The following is a 15,543-nucleotide window of genomic DNA, read 5'->3' on the forward strand; positions in this document are numbered from 1 at the left end:
AAGTAGTGCGGAGTCGATGCAATGAGCAAAGCTGCAAGCAAGGGTGGAACCGCAGGGTTCCGGATCGAACATGACAGCATGGGCGAGCTGCAGGTGCCTGCCGATGCCCTGTGGGGCGCGCAGACCCAGCGTGCCGTGCAGAATTTCCCGGTCTCGGGACAGCGCATGCCGCGTGGTTTCATCCGCGCGCTGGGCCTGGTCAAGGGCGCTGCCGCCGGCGTCAACGCCGAGCTGGGCCACCTGCCCAAGACCGTGGCCAAGGCCATCCAGACGGCTGCCGCGGAAGTGGCTGCCGGTGACTGGGACGCGCACTTCCCGATCGACGTCTACCAGACCGGTTCGGGCACGTCGTCGAACATGAATGCCAACGAGGTCATCGCCACCCTCGCCAACCGCGCGGGCAAGGCCGGCAAGACCGTGGTGCACCCCAACGACCACGTCAACCAGGGGCAGAGCTCCAACGACGTGATCCCGACCGCGCTGCGCGTGTCGGCGGTGCTGGCAACGCACGAACAGCTGCTGCCGGCACTGGTGCACCTGCGCAAGACCCTGGACAAGAAGGGCCGCAGCCTGCGCAAGGTGGTCAAGACCGGCCGCACCCACCTGATGGATGCGATGCCGCTGACCTTCGAGCAGGAGTTCGGCGCGTGGTCGGCCCAGCTCGCCTCCGCGCAGGAACGCATCGAGGACAGCCTCAAGCGCGTTCGCCGCCTGCCGCTGGGCGGGACCGCGATCGGCACCGGCATCAATGCCGACCCGCGCTTCGGCGCGCAGGTGGCCAAGGCACTGAAGCAGCAGACGTCGGTCAAGTTCGACAGCGCCGAGAACAAGTTCGAAGGCCTGGCCGCGCAGGACGATGCGGTTGAACTGTCCGGCCAGCTCAATGCGCTGGCGGTGGCGCTGATCAAGATCGCCAATGACCTGCGCTGGATGAACGCCGGTCCGCTGGCCGGCCTGGGCGAGATCGAACTGCCGGCGCTGCAGCCGGGCAGCTCGATCATGCCGGGCAAGGTCAACCCGGTGATTCCAGAAGCGACGGTGATGGCCTGCGCACAGGTGATCGGCCACCACACCGCGATCACCGTGGCCGGTCAGACCGGCAACTTCCAGCTCAACGTCACCCTGCCGTTGATCGCGGTCAACCTGCTCGATGGCATCGGCCTGCTGGCCAATGTGTCCACGTTGCTGGCCGACAGCGCCATCGCCGGCCTGAAGGTGCGCGAGGACCGCGTGGCTGAGGCGTTGGCACGCAACCCGATCCTGGTCACTGCGCTGAACCCGATCATCGGCTACGAAAAGGCGGCGGCGATTGCCAAGCGTGCCTACAAGGAACAGCGCCCGGTGCTGGATGTGGCGCTGGAGGACAGTGGCCTGGAAGAGGCTGAGCTGCGCCGCCTGCTGGACCCGACCGCGCTGACTGCCGGTGGCATCCAGGCCGGAGGCGGTGGCGCCGGCGGTTGATCGAACGGCGTGCGGATCAAGGTCCGCACCCACCACACGCAGAAACGCCGCCCTGGGGCGGCGTTTCTGCTTCAGCGGCGGTCGGCGACGATGTTGCCGAAGGTATCGGTGTAGTCCTTGAATTCGGGGATGCGCTGGACCAGGTCTGCCGGAATCACCTCCATGCCCTCCGGCGGCTGGATCTTCACCGGCTGCATGTTCGGGTCGGCCGGGGCGGCGACCAGGGTGTTCTGGCGCAGCACCTGCAGCTTGCCGAACATGGTCTGCAGCATCTGTTTCTGCGCGTCGTCCAGCGGAATCTGGATCTCGTCCACCTTCATCGTGCCATCGCCGAGGATGATGATGTTCGGTGCCGGCGGGCGACGCACGGTGACCATGCCTTCGCTGACGGAAATCTTCGGCTTGCCGCGCTCGGCGCGGTGGTTGCGGTAATCCTTGTCACAGCCGGCCAGGCCCAGGCAGAGCAGGGCGGCCAGCAGCAGGAACAGCTTCTTCATGGCGTTCGGTTCGGGGGCATCCGGGGGCCACCATTGTAAGCCCGCCAACGCCGCAGGACCGGTAACGGCGGGCCGCTACCGGTCGGGTGCGTCTATTTGTCTCAGTTGGAGAACGTGACCGCGTTGTTTTTGCCGCAGTCGTCCACGTCGCTCTGGTCCATGGTTGCGTACGGCTTGAACTCCGGCAGTTCGCGCGCCAGTGCCTGCTGGCTGGCCAGCATCGCCGGCAGCCGTTCGCAGATGCGCTTGGCCTGGGCCTCGATCTTTGCGGCCTGGGCGTTGACGCGCTTCTCCAAGCCGTCGGTATCGCCACTGAAGATGCCCTTCAGTGCGTCCCCGGCGGCATCGGTGCCGAGTTTGGCACCGGCCACGCCGATCGCCATGCCTTCAGTGGCCACGGCCACTACCTGGCTGCGGTAGGCCTGCAGATGGCGGCGCTGGTTGGCATCGACCGGGACATCCTTGCCACCGATCAGCAGATGGCCGTCGGGCGTGATCTCGGCCCGTGGCTGGTTGGCCGAAGAGATCTTGATGTTGCCCTCGGTGATCTCCTTGCGGGCATCTTCCATGGCCTCCTTGACGGTCTGGCCAACGCCACTGGTGGCTTCGGCGATGCTCTTGCCAACGGTCTTGTCGGGGGCGGATGAGGTGCCGCCGCAGGCCATCAGCGGCAGGCACAGCAAGGTGGCGGGCAGCAGGCGCAACAGATTCATGGTGTTCCCCTGGACGTGTCTGGAAGAGGATTACTTGCCGCGCGGCAGGGTGACCCGGCCGCTGACGTTGCGATGTTCGACATCACCACTACCGCTGTGATCGACGGTCAGGCTGCCGCGCACGCCGTCGACCTGGACGTCACCCGAGCCGTGGCTGCGTACATGCACGTTGCCGCCGATGTCGGCCAGTTCGACGGTGCCGGAGCCGACCACGCCGACCTCGACGCCGCCCTGCACGCGCTTGAACTCGATGTCGCCCGATCCGACCGTATCCAGCCGCGCGTTGCCACGCACATCGGTGATCTTCAGGTCGCCCGAACCGACCGTGCCGGTGATGGCGTCACCACCGATGTTGCGGGCGTTGACGTCGCCCGAACCCAGCGACAGCAGGTTCAGCGAGCTGCCGCCATCGATGTTGAGGTCGCCCGAGCCTACTGCCGCATGGATGCTGCCGCGGGTACCTCGGGCGACCGCATCGCCTGAGCCGACATCCACGCTGAGCGACTGCGCGTTTTCCACGCTGGCGTCGCCCGAGCCGACCTTCAGCTGCAGCGGCAGGTTGTCCGGCACGCTGCCGCGGATGTCCAGCCAGGCGTAGCTGTTGCCGAGGCTGATGCCGCTGTGGCGGCCGTCGCGGCGCAGGCTCACCACGAGTTTGTCGCCCTCGCGGCGCTGGTCCAGCACCAGCTGGTCCAGCCATTCCTGGCTGGAGGCACAGGCGCGGCCGTCCAGCTGGCCGCCACCGGCGCTGGCAACCACCTTCAGGTCGTGCTGGTTGACCTCGATCACCACCGCCTTGGCACCGGCCACGTCCAGCTTCAACGTGCGCGCAGCAGTGAACTTGCAGTTCGGGGCATCGGCAGCGAGTGCCGACAGCGGCAACAGCAACAACGCGGAACAGGCGAGCAGGGAACGCATGGGTGGTGCCTCCGGGTGGATGGAATCAGATCTCGCCGGCGCGCTTGCGCAGGCGGATGGCGAGGAAGATGAACACTGCACCGACGGCCGCGCCGATCCACAGTTCCGGCATCGCCAGCGACTTCAGCTGCGAGGCCGGGGACATCAGGCTGACCACCGAATCCAGGTCGCGGCGCGAACCTTCACCGGCGCTGAGGCGGTACAGCAGGTCCATGCCCGGCACGCCGCCCAGCAGCAGGCGGCCGACGATGTTCTGCCAGAACCAGCCCGTGGTCATCCCGAACAGCGGCATGATCTTGGTGGTGCTGACGATGACGCCGGCAAACAGCGGCAGCATCACCGCCCACAGGAATGGCTTGCTCTTGGCCCAGGCCGAGCACAGCAGCAGCCAGCCTGCGGTGGGCAGCGCCCACAGCGCGTACACCGGAATCCAGCTCAGGTGCCCGGCGGCCAGGGTCAACGGGCTGGCCGGGCCCCAGATCAGCGCCATCGGGCTGCCGCCGTGCATCAGCGCGACGATGCTGATGATCAGCATGAAGCCGAACATGGTGATGATGCCGGCGACCACGGCAATCAGCGGTGCCACGATCAGTGCACTGATCACCTTGGACAGCACGGTCTGGGTGTCCGACAGCGGCAATGACTTCCAGAACAGGATGCTGCGGTCGCGGCGGTCGTCGTACAGGGCGCCCAGGCAGTAGAAGAACACAACGAAGGCCAGCACCAGGAAGGGCCAGGCCGAGCTGAGCACCAGGGTCAGGTCGAGGCCGTTGCCGAGGTCGGTGAGGTCCTTGCTGTCGATGTTGCGGGTGAGCAGTGCCAGGTCCAGGCCGTTGACGTTCACGCTTTCGCCATCGACATGCAGCGCACCGTTGCGTGCAGCGCGGTTCAGTGCGAACAGGCCGAAGGCGATGCCGACCGTGCTCATCACCAGCGAGATCAGGCCGGCGATCAACGGGGCATACAGGAAGCCGCCGCGGTTTTCCCAGTACTCGCGCTTGAGCAGCCAGCGCAGGGTGCCGAGGGGGCTGACGGGGTGGTTGACGGCATTCATGCGTAGGTCCCCTTCATGATGGCGACGAACAGGTCGGCCAGGCCCGGGATGCGGGTCTCGCCAAGGGTCGAAAGCTGGTCGCGCGGTACGCCATCGAACAGCATCACGGTCTTGCCGAACGCCAGGCTGCGCTCGTCGATCGGCTTCAGTGCACGCGCGGTATCGAGCTGGTCGGCGTTGACCAGCAGCTCGGTGTAGCGCTGGCTGACGTCGTCCATTTCGGCGTCGAGCACGATGCGGCCGTCGCGGATGAACATCACGTCGCTGAGGATGTGCTCGATCTCTTCCACCTGGTGGGTGGTGACGATGATGGTCTTCTGTTCGTCGAAATAGTCTTCCAGCAGGCGCTGGTAGAACTCCTTGCGGTACAGGATGTCCAGGCCCAGTGTGGGCTCGTCCAGCACCAGGATGCGGGCATCGATGGCCATCACCAGCGCCAGGTGCAGCTGCACGATCATGCCCTTGGACAGTTCGCGCACGCGCTGCTTCGGCTGCAGCTTGGTATTGGCCAGGAAACGCTCGCAGCGGGCGCGGTCGAAGCGTGGATGCACGCCGGCGACAAAGTCGATCGCCTCGCGCACCTTCAGCCAGCGCGGCAGCACCGCAACGTCGGCGATGAAGCAGATGTCGTTCATCAGCTCGTCGCGGTGCAGCCGCGGGTCGCGGCCGAGCACGCTCAGTTCGCCCTCTACCGAGGTCAGCCCGAGCAGGGCCTTCAGTGCGGTGGTCTTGCCGGCGCCGTTGGGGCCGATCAGGCCGACGATGCGTCCACTCGGAATGCTGAAGCTGGCATTGTCGAGGGCGACCGTGGTCTTGTAGGCCTTGCGCAGGCCGCGGGCGGTGATGACCGGTTCGCTTGCGGTGCTATTCATCAGACTTTCCCCTGGGGCAACAATTCGTCGAGGCTCAGGCCCAGGCGCTGGATGCGCTCCAGCACGGCCGGCCACTCTTCGTTGAGGAAGCGCTCGCGCTCGCTGCTGCGCAGCTGCGTGGCGGCCTGCTCGGTCATGAACATGCCCAGGCCGCGGCGCTTCTCGACCAGGCCTTCGTCGGCCAGTTCCTGATAAGCGCGCGAAACGGTGATGGGGTTGAGCTGGTAGTCGGCGGCCACCTGGCGCACCGAAGGCAGGGCATCGCCCGGCTTGAGGATTCCGTCGAGCATCATGGCGATCACGCGCTCCTTCAACTGACGGTAGATGGGAGCGCCGTCGCTCCACTGGATGTCGCTCATGGTCAGCTCCGTGGGGTCAGCGGCTGGGCGAACGAGAAATACGGCATGGACAGGGAGCTGTGCAGCCGACGCGGGGGAGGGGGGGAGGAGTCGGAGTTTCCGGCCGATGAAACGGTCGCGTCCTGCGCACTGTCGGGAGAGGCGGGGGAGGTTGGCGCGGCCAGCCAGGCCAGCACGATCAGGGTCGAAACAGCAGCGGCCGCGGGTGCGGTGAGCTTGCGACGGATCTGGACGTTCATGGCTTCCCCCTGTCTCAGGTGACTGGTGTTGTATGCAACTATAACACCGGCACGCCTGGGTGCAACCCCTTGCCGTCCCCAACTGATGGCAGGGGTGGTCAAAAGGCTGAAATATTCCCCTATTTAGTTGATTTAAAAGGGAAATAAATCTGTCGCGCGGGTCGCTTCCGTCGCTCCTTCCATTCAGTGTTGTCCATGCTATGTCATCACCACGCTATCGTCGGTGGGGCGCACAGGCAAACGCCACGCCGCGCAAAGCCGGCCGCGCCTGCCGCAACAAGGCGGAACAGGGCCCGGTGCTATAGTTCGGCCGATTCCCGGCCGCTACCGGCCGGCCCTGTGAATGGCTACCGTGGACTGCTCTCGATGCCCCTGCCGACCGTTATCCCGCGCCGCCTGCGCGGCTTGTCCCTGCTGACCCTGCTGGTGGCCGGCCTGGCCGGTTCCGCCCATGTGCTGGCGGCCGACCTTCTCGACCTGGACTATCGCCCGCTGGCCGGCAAGCAGCAGGTCAACCTGCAGCAGCGCTACCACGGGCAGGTCCTGCTGGTAGTCAACACCGCCAGCAAGTGTGGCTATACGCCTCAGTACGAAGGCCTGGAGGCGCTGCAGAAGCGCTATGCCGGCCGCGGTTTTGCCGTGCTCGGTTTCCCGTCCAACGATTTCAAGGGCCAGGAGCCGGGTGATGAGAAGCAGATCCAGGATTTCTGCACGCTGACCTACGGCGTCAAGTTCCCGATGTTCCAGAAAGTGCATGTGGTGGGCGCCGAAGCAACGCCGCTGTACCAGCGCCTGACCGCAGCGACCGGCGTCGCGCCTGGCTGGAATTTCCACAAGTACCTGGTCGGCCGCGATGGCAAGGTCATCGCGCAGTTCGCCAGCAAGGTGACGCCGGACGATCCGCAGCTGACCGCCGCCATCGACAAGGCGCTGGCCGCATCCGCCACACATTGAGATGCAGCACGGATGCTTCGACATCGAGGGCATGCGTGCGACAATGCTTTTTTTCGCGCCGACGTCGGCGCCCGGACACTTTCAGGAATGCAGCGAATGAAGATGGGAATGCGCGGCGCCGCGGCGTCGGTTCTGATTCTGGCGATGGGCACTTCGGGTGTCGCTCTGTCGCAACAACCGGCTGCCCCCGCAGCCGCCAAGGAGACCGCAACCTTGAATTCCCCCAAGCAGAAGCTGGGCTACGCCATTGGCCTGGACGTGGCCAAGTCGTTCACCCCGATTGCCGATGAGATCGACGTGGCCGCGCTGCGCACCGCCGTGGAGCGCTCCTTCGAAGGCCTGCAGCCGCAGATCACCCAGGAACAGGCCAAGGCCACCGACGCGGCACTGCGCCAGGTCGTGATGGCCCGCAGCGGCCAGCAGGTGCCGGGTGTGGCACCGGGCTCGCAGCCTCCCAAGGTCGATCGCGTCAAGGTGTCGCAGATGATCGGTTCGTACTCGGTCGGTCCGTCGCTGGCGCAGCTGAAGGACGACATCGACGTTGCCTCGCTGTTTGACGCAATCAGCACGGGCCTGAGCAAGGGCCAGCCGAAGATGACGGAAGCTGACGCGACCGCCACCATCCAGGCCTTCATGGGCAGCAAGCAAGCTGAAATGCAGGCCAAGGCCGCCGCCGCCGCGCAGACCAACCGCGAAGAAGGCAATGCCTTCCTGTCCAAGAACAAGACCCAGCCGGGCGTGGTGACCACCGCCTCGGGCCTGCAGTACCAGATCATCCGCCCGGGCAGCGGCGAGCGTCCGCTGCCGAGCAGCAAGGTGCGCGTGAACTACGAAGGCAAGCTGCTCAACGGCACCGTGTTCGACAGCTCCTACGGCCGCCAGCCGGCCGAGTTCGGCCTGGACCAGGTGATCAAGGGCTGGACCGAAGGCGTGGCGCTGATGCCGGTCGGCTCGAAGTACCGCTTCTGGATCCCGGGCAACCTGGCCTATGGCGAAAACGGCACCCCGGGTGGCCCGATCGGTCCGAACGCAACCCTGACGTTCGATGTCGAACTGCTCGGCGTTCTGCCGTAAGTCATCGAGGAGCGAATACGGACATGCGCGTTGCGATTTTCGGTACGGGTTACGTAGGGCTGGTGACCGGTACCTGCCTGGCTGATGTCGGCCACCAGGTGGTCTGCGTCGATATCGACCAGGCCAAGGTCGATGGCCTCAACCGGGGCATCATCCCGATCTACGAGCCCGGCCTGGAGCCGATGGTGAAGGCCAACCATGCCGCATCGCGGCTGGCATTCACCACCGATGCCGCGGCTGCGATCGCGCATGGCCAGGTGGTGTTCATCGCCGTGGGCACGCCGCCGGACGAGGATGGCAGCGCCGACCTGCAGTACGTGCTGGCCGTGGCCCGCACCATCGGCCGGCACATGAGCGTGCCGACCGTGGTGGTCAACAAGTCGACGGTGCCGGTCGGTACCGCCGACAAGGTGCGTGCCGCCATTGCCGAAGAGCTGGCGGCACGCGGTGCGGACATCGCCTTCGACGTGGTGTCCAATCCGGAATTCCTGAAGGAAGGCGACGCGGTCGCCGACTGCATGCGCCCGGACCGCATCATCATCGGTGCGACCAGCGACGAGTCGGTGGCGGTGATGCGCCGCCTGTACGCGCCGTTCAACCGCAACCACGACCGCGTGGTGGAAATGGACGTGCGTTCGGCCGAACTGACCAAGTACGCGGCCAACGCGATGCTGGCGACCAAGATTTCGTTCATGAACGAAATCGCCAACATCGCCGAACGCGTCGGTGCCGACGTCGAGCAGGTCCGTCAGGGCATCGGTTCGGACCCGCGCATCGGCTGGCACTTCATCTACCCGGGTGCCGGCTACGGTGGCTCGTGTTTCCCCAAGGATGTGCAGGCGCTGGCCCGCACGGCGCAGCAGCATGGCCTTGAGCCGATGCTGTTGAACGCGGTGGAAGCGGTCAACGAATCGCAGAAGGGCCACCTGTTCGCCCTCATCCAGCGTCACTACGACAAGGGTGAGGACGAAGGCGTGCGCGGCAAGACCTTCGCCGTGTGGGGCCTGGCGTTCAAGCCGAACACCGACGACATGCGCGAAGCCTCCAGCCGCCGCCTGCTGGCGCAGCTGTGGGAGGGCGGTGCTACGGTGCGTGCCTACGACCCGGAGGCCATGCATGAATCGCAGCGCATCTTTGGCGAGCGCGATGATCTGGTGTTCTGCAACAGTGCCGACGAAGCGCTGCAGGGTGCCGATGCGCTGGTGGTGGTCACCGAGTGGAAGCAGTTCCGCAGCCCCGATTTCCAGAAGCTGCGCGAGCAGCTGAAGGACGCCGCGGTGTTCGACGGCCGCAACCTGTACGAGCCGGCTGAAGTGGAAGCTGCAGGCCTGGCGTACTACGGCATCGGCCGGGGACGTTCGCTGCATGTCTGAGCTGCCGACCGAGCGTGAGCAGGCGCTGGAAGCGCGCCTGGTCGAACTGGAAATGCGCGTGTCCTTCCAGGAACATGCGCTGGCCGAACTGAGCGATGCGCTGGCCGACGCCCGCATGCAGGGCATGCGCAATGCCGATGTGCTGCGCGTGCTGCTGGAAGATCTCGGCAAGGTCCGCAACGCACTGAATTCTTCCGATCCGGCGAGCGAACCGCCGCCGCCGCACTACTGATCCGATCCCTATGAGCGATACCCTCCGCGACCAGCTGATGGGCCTGGGCTTCAAGCCCGCGCCCAAGCCCGAGCGCAAGAATGATGGCCCCCGCCGTGACGGCCGCCCGCAGGGCAAGGGTGGCAACAACAGCCATGCAAAGCCGCAGGGCGCAGGCAAGGGCGAACACAAGCCTGGCGAACGCCGTGGGCATGGCCCGGGCAGGCCGGGTGGCCCGGCGCGTGGCCAAGGCCCGCAGGGCCCTCGCAAGCCGCGCAGCGCCGAAGAGATGGACCTGGCCAAGGCCTACGCCATCCGTGCGCAACGCGAAAAGGAAGAGCGCATCGAAACCGAGCGCCTGAAGCAGGAAGAGGCACGCGTGCGCCGCGAGGCCAAGGCCAAGCTGGAAGAACTGCTGAAGGACAAGGGCCTGAATGCCGAAGAGGCAGACATCGCCCGCCACTTCCCGTATGGCGGCAAGATCAAGCGCATCTACGTGACGGCCGAACAGCTGACCGCGCTCAATGCCGGTGAACTGGGCGTGGTGCAGCTCAATGGTCGTTACCTGCTGGTGACCGCCGAGGTGCTGGCACAGTCCGAAGCGGTGTTTGCCGCGTCGGTGGCGCTGAAGGTCGATCCGAATGCACCGGCCGAGGACGATCCTTACGCCGATCCGCAGTACCAGGTGCCGGACGACCTGGTCTGGTAAACGGAGCTGCAGGATGAGGAAGACGCCGGGCAGTGCCCGGCGTTTTCGTTATGGGGTGTACGCGGCGCTGCGGCGCGCGCGGATCAGCGGCAGGCTCAGCGCGAAGAAGCACAGCAGTGCACCGACCAGAGCGAAGCCACTGCCTGCCAGGAACGCGGTGCGACCCTCGTCGATCTTCCACAGCTGGCCGGCGATGAGCGCACCCAGCACGCCACCGACACCGGAGGAGAACCCATACAGCAGGCCCTGGCCATGACCGTTGAGGCGGCCGGGGAAGTAGGTTGCCAGCATCTGCATCGCGGCCGCGAAGAAGGCAGCAAAGCCCAGCGCGTGCGCGGTCTGCGCCAGCAGCATCACCGGCAGGTTTTCCGGGAACAGCGCGGTGACCGCCCAGCGCAGGCAGGAGCTGACCAGTGCAATCAGCAGCATCCAGCTGGCGTCGTAGCGACGGAAGAAGCGGCCAATGGTGAAGAACACGCCCACTTCGAACACCACGCCAATGGTCCACAGCAGGCCGAGCGTGGACGTGCGGTAGCCGTGATGGTCCATGTAGACCGAGAAGAACGTGTAGTACGGGCCGAATGAAAGCTGCTCCATGAAGGCGGCCAGGAAGAACGCCAGCACCGGCGGCCGCCGGACGATCTGCCAGAAGCCGCTGGCATCACCGCCGGCCTTGCCGATATCGCGGGCGTACTGGTTGCCGAAGGCCGAGACCACGATCAGGACGAACAGCGGCAGCATCATCCACGGCAGCAGGCCTGCGCGGCTGGAGGTGCCATCGCCTTCGATCAGCCAGCCGAACAGGGTGACGACGGCGATGAAGCCGAGCGATCCCCAGACCCGGATCAGCCCGTAACGATGGCTGTCGTTGCCCAGGTGGGTGAGGGTGATCGATTCGAACTGCGGCATCACCGCGTTGTAGAAGAAGCAGAACACCACCATCGCCGGGTACATCCACGGCTGTGGCAAGGGCAGCAGGAAGGCGGCAAAGCTGACCAGGGTCAGTACACAGCCGACGCGCAGCAGGCGGATCGGTCGGGGCGAAGCCGCTGCCAGCGAGGTCCAGGTGCTGGGCGCGACCACGCGGGTCGCGTACCACAGTCCCATCATCACGCTGATTGCGGTGACGCTCATCCCGCGCTCGGTCAGGAACAGGCTCCAGTACGGGGTGAACGCGCCGAGCGCCGCGTAGTAGAACAGGTAGAAGCTGGAGAGGCGGGCAACGGGCACGGTCATCGCGGCATGATGAAGCAAAAAGGGGACGGAGGGGATCACGTCGCGTGTGCCACAAACGACTTGATCCCCTCCGTCCCCGTTTGCGTCATTCGGGGTCGTAGTCGAGGTTGGAGGCCAGCCAGCGTTCGGCCTGGGTGCGATCCACGCCCTTGCGCCGGGCGTAGTCGCCGACCTGCTCGCGGCTGAGCCGTCCGACCACGAAGTACTGGCTCTGCGGGTGGCTGAAGTAGTAGCCCGATACGGCGGCGGTCGGCAGCATCGCGAAGCTCTCGGTCAGTTCCATGCCGGCATTGGCCTCGGCCTGCAACAGGTCGAACAAGCGGCGTTTCTCACTGTGCTCTGGGCAGGCCGGGTAGCCGGGGGCGGGGCGGATGCCGCGGTACTGCTCATCGATCAGTGCCTCGTTGTCCAGCGTCTCGGCTTGCTCGTACCCCCAGAACTCGGTGCGCACGCGCTGGTGCAGGCGTTCGGCCAGCGCTTCGGCAAAGCGGTCGGCCAGCGCCTTCAGCAGGATCGCGTTGTAGTCGTCATGCTCGGCTTCGAAACGCGCCACGTGTGCGTCGATGCCGATGCCGGCGGTGACCGCGAAGGCGCCGATCCAGTCCTGCTTGCCACTGTCGGCCGGGGCGATGAAATCGGCCAGGCAGAAGTCCGGGCGCTCGGCCGGCTTGTCGACCTGTTGGCGCAGGAAGTGCAGGGTGGTTTCGCCCTGCGGGTGCTGCACGCGCACGTCGTCGCCGATGCTGTTGGCCGGCCACAGCCCGAACACCGCCCTGGCGGTCAGCCACTTTTCACCGACGATGCGATCGAGCATCGCCCGCGCATCCTGGTACAGCTCGCTGGCCTGGGTGCCCACGATCTCGTCGGTGAGGATGGCCGGGAACTTGCCGGCCAGTTCCCAGGCCTGGAAGAACGGCGTCCAGTCGATGTAGTCGACCAGCTCCGCGAGCGGATAGTCGTCGAATACATGCAGGCCGGGCTGGTTCGGCGCGGGCGGCGTGTAGCTGTCCCAGCCGCCCTGGAATTTCTGCCCACGCGCGTGCTCCAGCGTGACCAGGCGCTTGGCATCACCGCGATTGCGGTGGCGCGCGCGGATCTCGGCGTAGTCGGCCTCGTTGGCGGCGACGAAGGCTTCGCGCAGGTCGCGCGAGATCAGCGACTGCGCAACACCAACCGCGCGCGAGGCGTCCTTCACCCAGATCGTGGGAGCCTGGTAGTGCGGATCGATCTTCAGCGCGGTATGCGCGCGCGAGGTGGTAGCGCCGCCGATCAGCAGCGGCAGGTCGAAGCCCTGCCGTTGCATCTCGCGCGCAACGTGGCTCATTTCCTCCAGCGACGGGGTGATCAGCCCGGACAGGCCGATGATGTCGGCATGATGCTCGCGCGCGGCATCGAGGATCTTCTGTGCCGGTACCATCACGCCCAGGTCGATCACCTCGAAATTGTTGCAGGCCAGGACCACGCCGACGATGTTCTTGCCGATGTCGTGCACATCGCCCTTCACCGTGGCCATGATGATGCGGCCATTGCTCTTGGCCGAATCACCGGTGCGTGCCTTTTCTGCCTCGATGTAAGGCAGCAGGTAAGCCACCGCCTTCTTCATCACGCGTGCGGATTTCACCACCTGCGGCAGGAACATCTTGCCGGCGCCGAACAGGTCGCCGACGATGTTCATGCCGTCCATCAACGGCCCTTCGATCACGTCCAGCGGGCGGCTTGAAGCTTGCCGCGCCAGCTCGGTGTCTTCTTCGACATACGCATCGAGGCCGTGCACCAGTGCATGCGCGAGGCGCTGCGCCACCGGCTTCTCGCGCCAGGCCAGGTCTTCGGTTTTCGCCGCGCCCTTCTTGCCCTTGTAGCGCTCGGCGATCTCCAGCAGGCGCTCGGTGGCGTCGCTGCGGCGGTTGAGGATCACGTCCTCGACGCGCTCGCGCAGCTCCGGCTCCAGCTCATCGTAGATCGGCATGGCACCGGCGTTGACGATGCCCATGTCCATGCCGGCGGCGATCGCGTGGTACAGGAACACCGAATGGATGGCCTGGCGGACCGTCTCGTTGCCGCGGAACGAGAAGGACACGTTGGAGACGCCGCCGGATACATGGCAGTGCGGCAGCGTCTGCTTGATGATGCGGGTCGCCTCGATGAAGTCGACAGCATAGTTGTCGTGCTCTTCGATGCCGGTGGCGACCGCGAAGATGTTCGGGTCGAAGATGATGTCCTGCGGCGGGAAGCCGATGTCATCGACCAGGATGCGGTAGGCGCGGGTGCAGATCTCCACCTTGCGCGCGCAGGTATCGGCCTGGCCGGCTTCATCGAAGGCCATCACCACCGCGGCGGCGCCATAGCGCAGCACCTTGCGTGCATGCTCGCGGAACTGCGCCTCGCCTTCCTTCAGCGAGATCGAATTGACCACGCTCTTGCCCTGCAGGCACTTCAGCCCGGCCTCGATCACGCTCCACTTGGACGAATCGACCATCAACGGAATGCGCGCGATGTCCGGCTCGGACATGATCAGGTTGAGGTAGCGGGTCATCGCCGCTTCCGAATCGATCAGGCCCTCGTCCATGTTGACGTCGAGGATCTGTGCACCGCTGGCCACCTGTTGGCGGGCCACATCGACGGCTTCCTCGTAGCGGCCTTCCTTGATGAGCTTGCGGAACTGCGCACTGCCGGTGACGTTGGTGCGTTCGCCGACGTTGATGAACAGCAGGTCCGGGGTGATGACCAGCGGTTCCAGGCCGGACAGTCGGGTGTACGCCGGGGTGCTCATGCGGCTTGTTGCTCCTGGTTGCCCGGCAGGCGGCGCGGCGGCAGCCCGGCCACGGCCTGTGCGATCGCGCGGATGTGGTCGGGAGTGGAGCCACAGCAACCGCCGACCAGGTTCAACAGGCCATCCTCGGCGAAACCCCGCAGGGTGCTGGCCATGTCCTCGGGCGTCTCGTCGTACTCGCCGAAGGCATTGGGCAGCCCGGCGTTGGGATGTGCGCTGACGTAACAGCCTGCGACCTGCGAGAGGGTTTCCACGTGCGGGCGCATCGCGTCGGCGCCCAGCGCACAGTTCAGCCCGATCGACAGCGGGCGCGCATGCGCCAGCGAGGCATGGAAGGCCTCGGCGGTCTGTCCGGACAACGTGCGCCCGGAGGCATCGGTGATGGTGCCGGAGATCATCACCGGCAAGCGTGCGCCACGCGCGTCGAAGGCCTCTTCCAGTGCATACAGCGCGGCCTTGGCATTGAGCGTGTCGAAGATGGTCTCGACCATGAGCGTGTCGGCGCCGCCGTCGATCAGGCCCTCGATGGCTTCGCGATAGGTGTCGCGCAGCTCGTCGAAGCTGGTGTTGCGGAAGCCCGGATCGTTGACGTCGGGGCTGATCGAGGCGGTGCGGCTGGTCGGGCCGACTACCCCGATCACGAAGCGCGGCTTGCCTGGCGTGGTCGCCGCCACCGCATCGCAGCAGGCGCGTGCCACGGCGGCCCCCGCCTTGTTCAACTCATACACCAGGTGTTCCAGGTGGTAATCGGCCTGGCTGACCGAGGTCGCGTTGAACGTGTTGGTCTCCACCAGATCCGCGCCGGCGTCCAGGTAAGCGGTGTGGATGTCGGCGATGATCTGCGGCCGGGTCAGCAGCAGCAGGTCGTTGTTGCCCTTCAGGTCATGGCCTTCCGGCGCAGCGTGGTCGCAGCCCGGGCCGTGCGCATGGTCGTAGCCGCCAGCGAAGCGCTCACCGCGGTAGTCGTCCTCCTGCAGTCCATGGCGCTGGATCATCGTGCCCATGGCGCCGTCGATGATCAGGATCCGCTCGCGCAGAGCGTCGAGCAGGGCGTTGGCACGATCGGGATGCAGCCAGGGCAAGGTGGACATGGCGGGCTCGGG

The 15,543-nt window shown here is 65.9% G+C and carries 16 protein-coding genes; 6 read left to right on the forward strand and 10 right to left on the reverse strand.

The annotated features are described in order from the left end of the window. Positions 1–21: 21 nt before the first annotated feature. A complete protein-coding gene (locus ACMZPQ_RS01660; RefSeq protein WP_197582189.1) occupies positions 22–1,461 on the forward strand; it encodes a class II fumarate hydratase in 1,440 nt (479 codons plus the stop codon). A 71-nt stretch (positions 1,462–1,532) separates the two neighbouring features. Here the strand turns inward: ACMZPQ_RS01660 and ACMZPQ_RS01665 are convergent, their stop codons facing one another. The 7 genes from ACMZPQ_RS01665 to ACMZPQ_RS01695 form a co-directional block, all read right to left on the reverse strand. Continuing rightward, entirely contained in the window at positions 1,533–1,958 is a 426-nt protein-coding gene (locus ACMZPQ_RS01665; RefSeq protein WP_197582190.1) for a hypothetical protein, read from the reverse strand. Between the two features lie 101 nt (positions 1,959–2,059). Next, positions 2,060–2,671, reverse strand: a complete 612-nt coding sequence (locus tag ACMZPQ_RS01670) for a DUF2884 family protein (protein ID WP_197582191.1) — start codon at positions 2,669–2,671, stop codon at positions 2,060–2,062. Positions 2,672–2,701: 30 nt separating this feature from the next. Next, positions 2,702–3,589, reverse strand: coding sequence for a DUF4097 family beta strand repeat-containing protein (locus tag ACMZPQ_RS01675; RefSeq protein WP_197582192.1), 888 nt, complete (start codon positions 3,587–3,589; stop codon positions 2,702–2,704). A 25-nt stretch (positions 3,590–3,614) separates the two neighbouring features. After that, positions 3,615–4,643, reverse strand: coding sequence for an ABC-2 transporter permease (locus ACMZPQ_RS01680; RefSeq protein ID WP_197582193.1), 1,029 nt, complete (start codon positions 4,641–4,643; stop codon positions 3,615–3,617). Beyond that, the gene (locus ACMZPQ_RS01685) at positions 4,640–5,515 is read right to left on the reverse strand and encodes an ABC transporter ATP-binding protein (protein WP_197582194.1); all 876 of its coding nucleotides are present in this window, start codon (positions 5,513–5,515) and stop codon (positions 4,640–4,642) included. Before ACMZPQ_RS01685 ends, ACMZPQ_RS01680 begins: the two co-directional genes overlap by 4 nt. Further along, the gene (locus ACMZPQ_RS01690) at positions 5,515–5,874 is read right to left on the reverse strand and encodes a GntR family transcriptional regulator (RefSeq protein ID WP_005410261.1); all 360 of its coding nucleotides are present in this window, start codon (positions 5,872–5,874) and stop codon (positions 5,515–5,517) included. Before ACMZPQ_RS01690 ends, ACMZPQ_RS01685 begins: the two co-directional genes overlap by 1 nt. Positions 5,875–5,876: 2 nt before the next feature. Next, positions 5,877–6,113, reverse strand: coding sequence for a hypothetical protein (locus ACMZPQ_RS01695; RefSeq protein ID WP_197582195.1), 237 nt, complete (start codon positions 6,111–6,113; stop codon positions 5,877–5,879). Positions 6,114–6,479: 366 nt separating this feature from the next. Between ACMZPQ_RS01695 and ACMZPQ_RS01700 the strand changes: the two genes are divergently transcribed. From ACMZPQ_RS01700 to ACMZPQ_RS01720, 5 genes are all read left to right on the forward strand, one after another. Beyond that, entirely contained in the window at positions 6,480–7,067 is a 588-nt protein-coding gene (locus ACMZPQ_RS01700) for a glutathione peroxidase (protein ID WP_312646545.1), read from the forward strand. Between the two features lie 96 nt (positions 7,068–7,163). Then, positions 7,164–8,141: an FKBP-type peptidyl-prolyl cis-trans isomerase N-terminal domain-containing protein gene (locus ACMZPQ_RS01705; RefSeq protein ID WP_197582196.1), complete on the forward strand. Its 978-nt coding sequence runs from the start codon at positions 7,164–7,166 to the stop codon at positions 8,139–8,141. A gap of 23 nt (positions 8,142–8,164) precedes the next feature. Continuing rightward, a complete protein-coding gene (locus ACMZPQ_RS01710; RefSeq protein ID WP_197582197.1) occupies positions 8,165–9,514 on the forward strand; it encodes a UDP-glucose dehydrogenase family protein in 1,350 nt (449 codons plus the stop codon). Then, a complete protein-coding gene (locus tag ACMZPQ_RS01715) occupies positions 9,507–9,746 on the forward strand; it encodes a SlyX family protein (RefSeq protein WP_197582198.1) in 240 nt (79 codons plus the stop codon). Before ACMZPQ_RS01710 ends, ACMZPQ_RS01715 begins: the two co-directional genes overlap by 8 nt. 10 nt (positions 9,747–9,756) lie before the next feature. Continuing rightward, entirely contained in the window at positions 9,757–10,434 is a 678-nt protein-coding gene (locus ACMZPQ_RS01720) for a DUF2058 family protein (protein WP_197582199.1), read from the forward strand. A gap of 48 nt (positions 10,435–10,482) precedes the next feature. On the opposite strand, the gene ACMZPQ_RS01725 is transcribed toward ACMZPQ_RS01720, so the two are convergent. The 3 genes from ACMZPQ_RS01725 to ACMZPQ_RS01735 all read right to left on the reverse strand — a co-directional run bounded on the left by ACMZPQ_RS01725 (position 10,483) and on the right by ACMZPQ_RS01735 (position 15,531). Further along, positions 10,483–11,670, reverse strand: a complete 1,188-nt coding sequence (locus ACMZPQ_RS01725; RefSeq protein ID WP_197582200.1) for an MFS transporter — start codon at positions 11,668–11,670, stop codon at positions 10,483–10,485. 85 nt (positions 11,671–11,755) lie between these two features. Then, on the reverse strand, positions 11,756–14,440 hold the full coding sequence (metH, locus tag ACMZPQ_RS01730; RefSeq protein ID WP_197582201.1) for a methionine synthase: 2,685 nt from the start codon (positions 14,438–14,440) through the stop codon (positions 11,756–11,758). Further along, a complete protein-coding gene (locus ACMZPQ_RS01735; RefSeq protein WP_197582202.1) occupies positions 14,437–15,531 on the reverse strand; it encodes a homocysteine S-methyltransferase family protein in 1,095 nt (364 codons plus the stop codon). The genes metH and ACMZPQ_RS01735 overlap by 4 nt, the downstream gene beginning before the upstream one ends. Positions 15,532–15,543 lie beyond the last annotated feature (12 nt).

This window comes from Stenotrophomonas maltophilia, from assembly GCF_047497515.2.
Taxonomy (GTDB): domain Bacteria; phylum Pseudomonadota; class Gammaproteobacteria; order Xanthomonadales; family Xanthomonadaceae; genus Stenotrophomonas.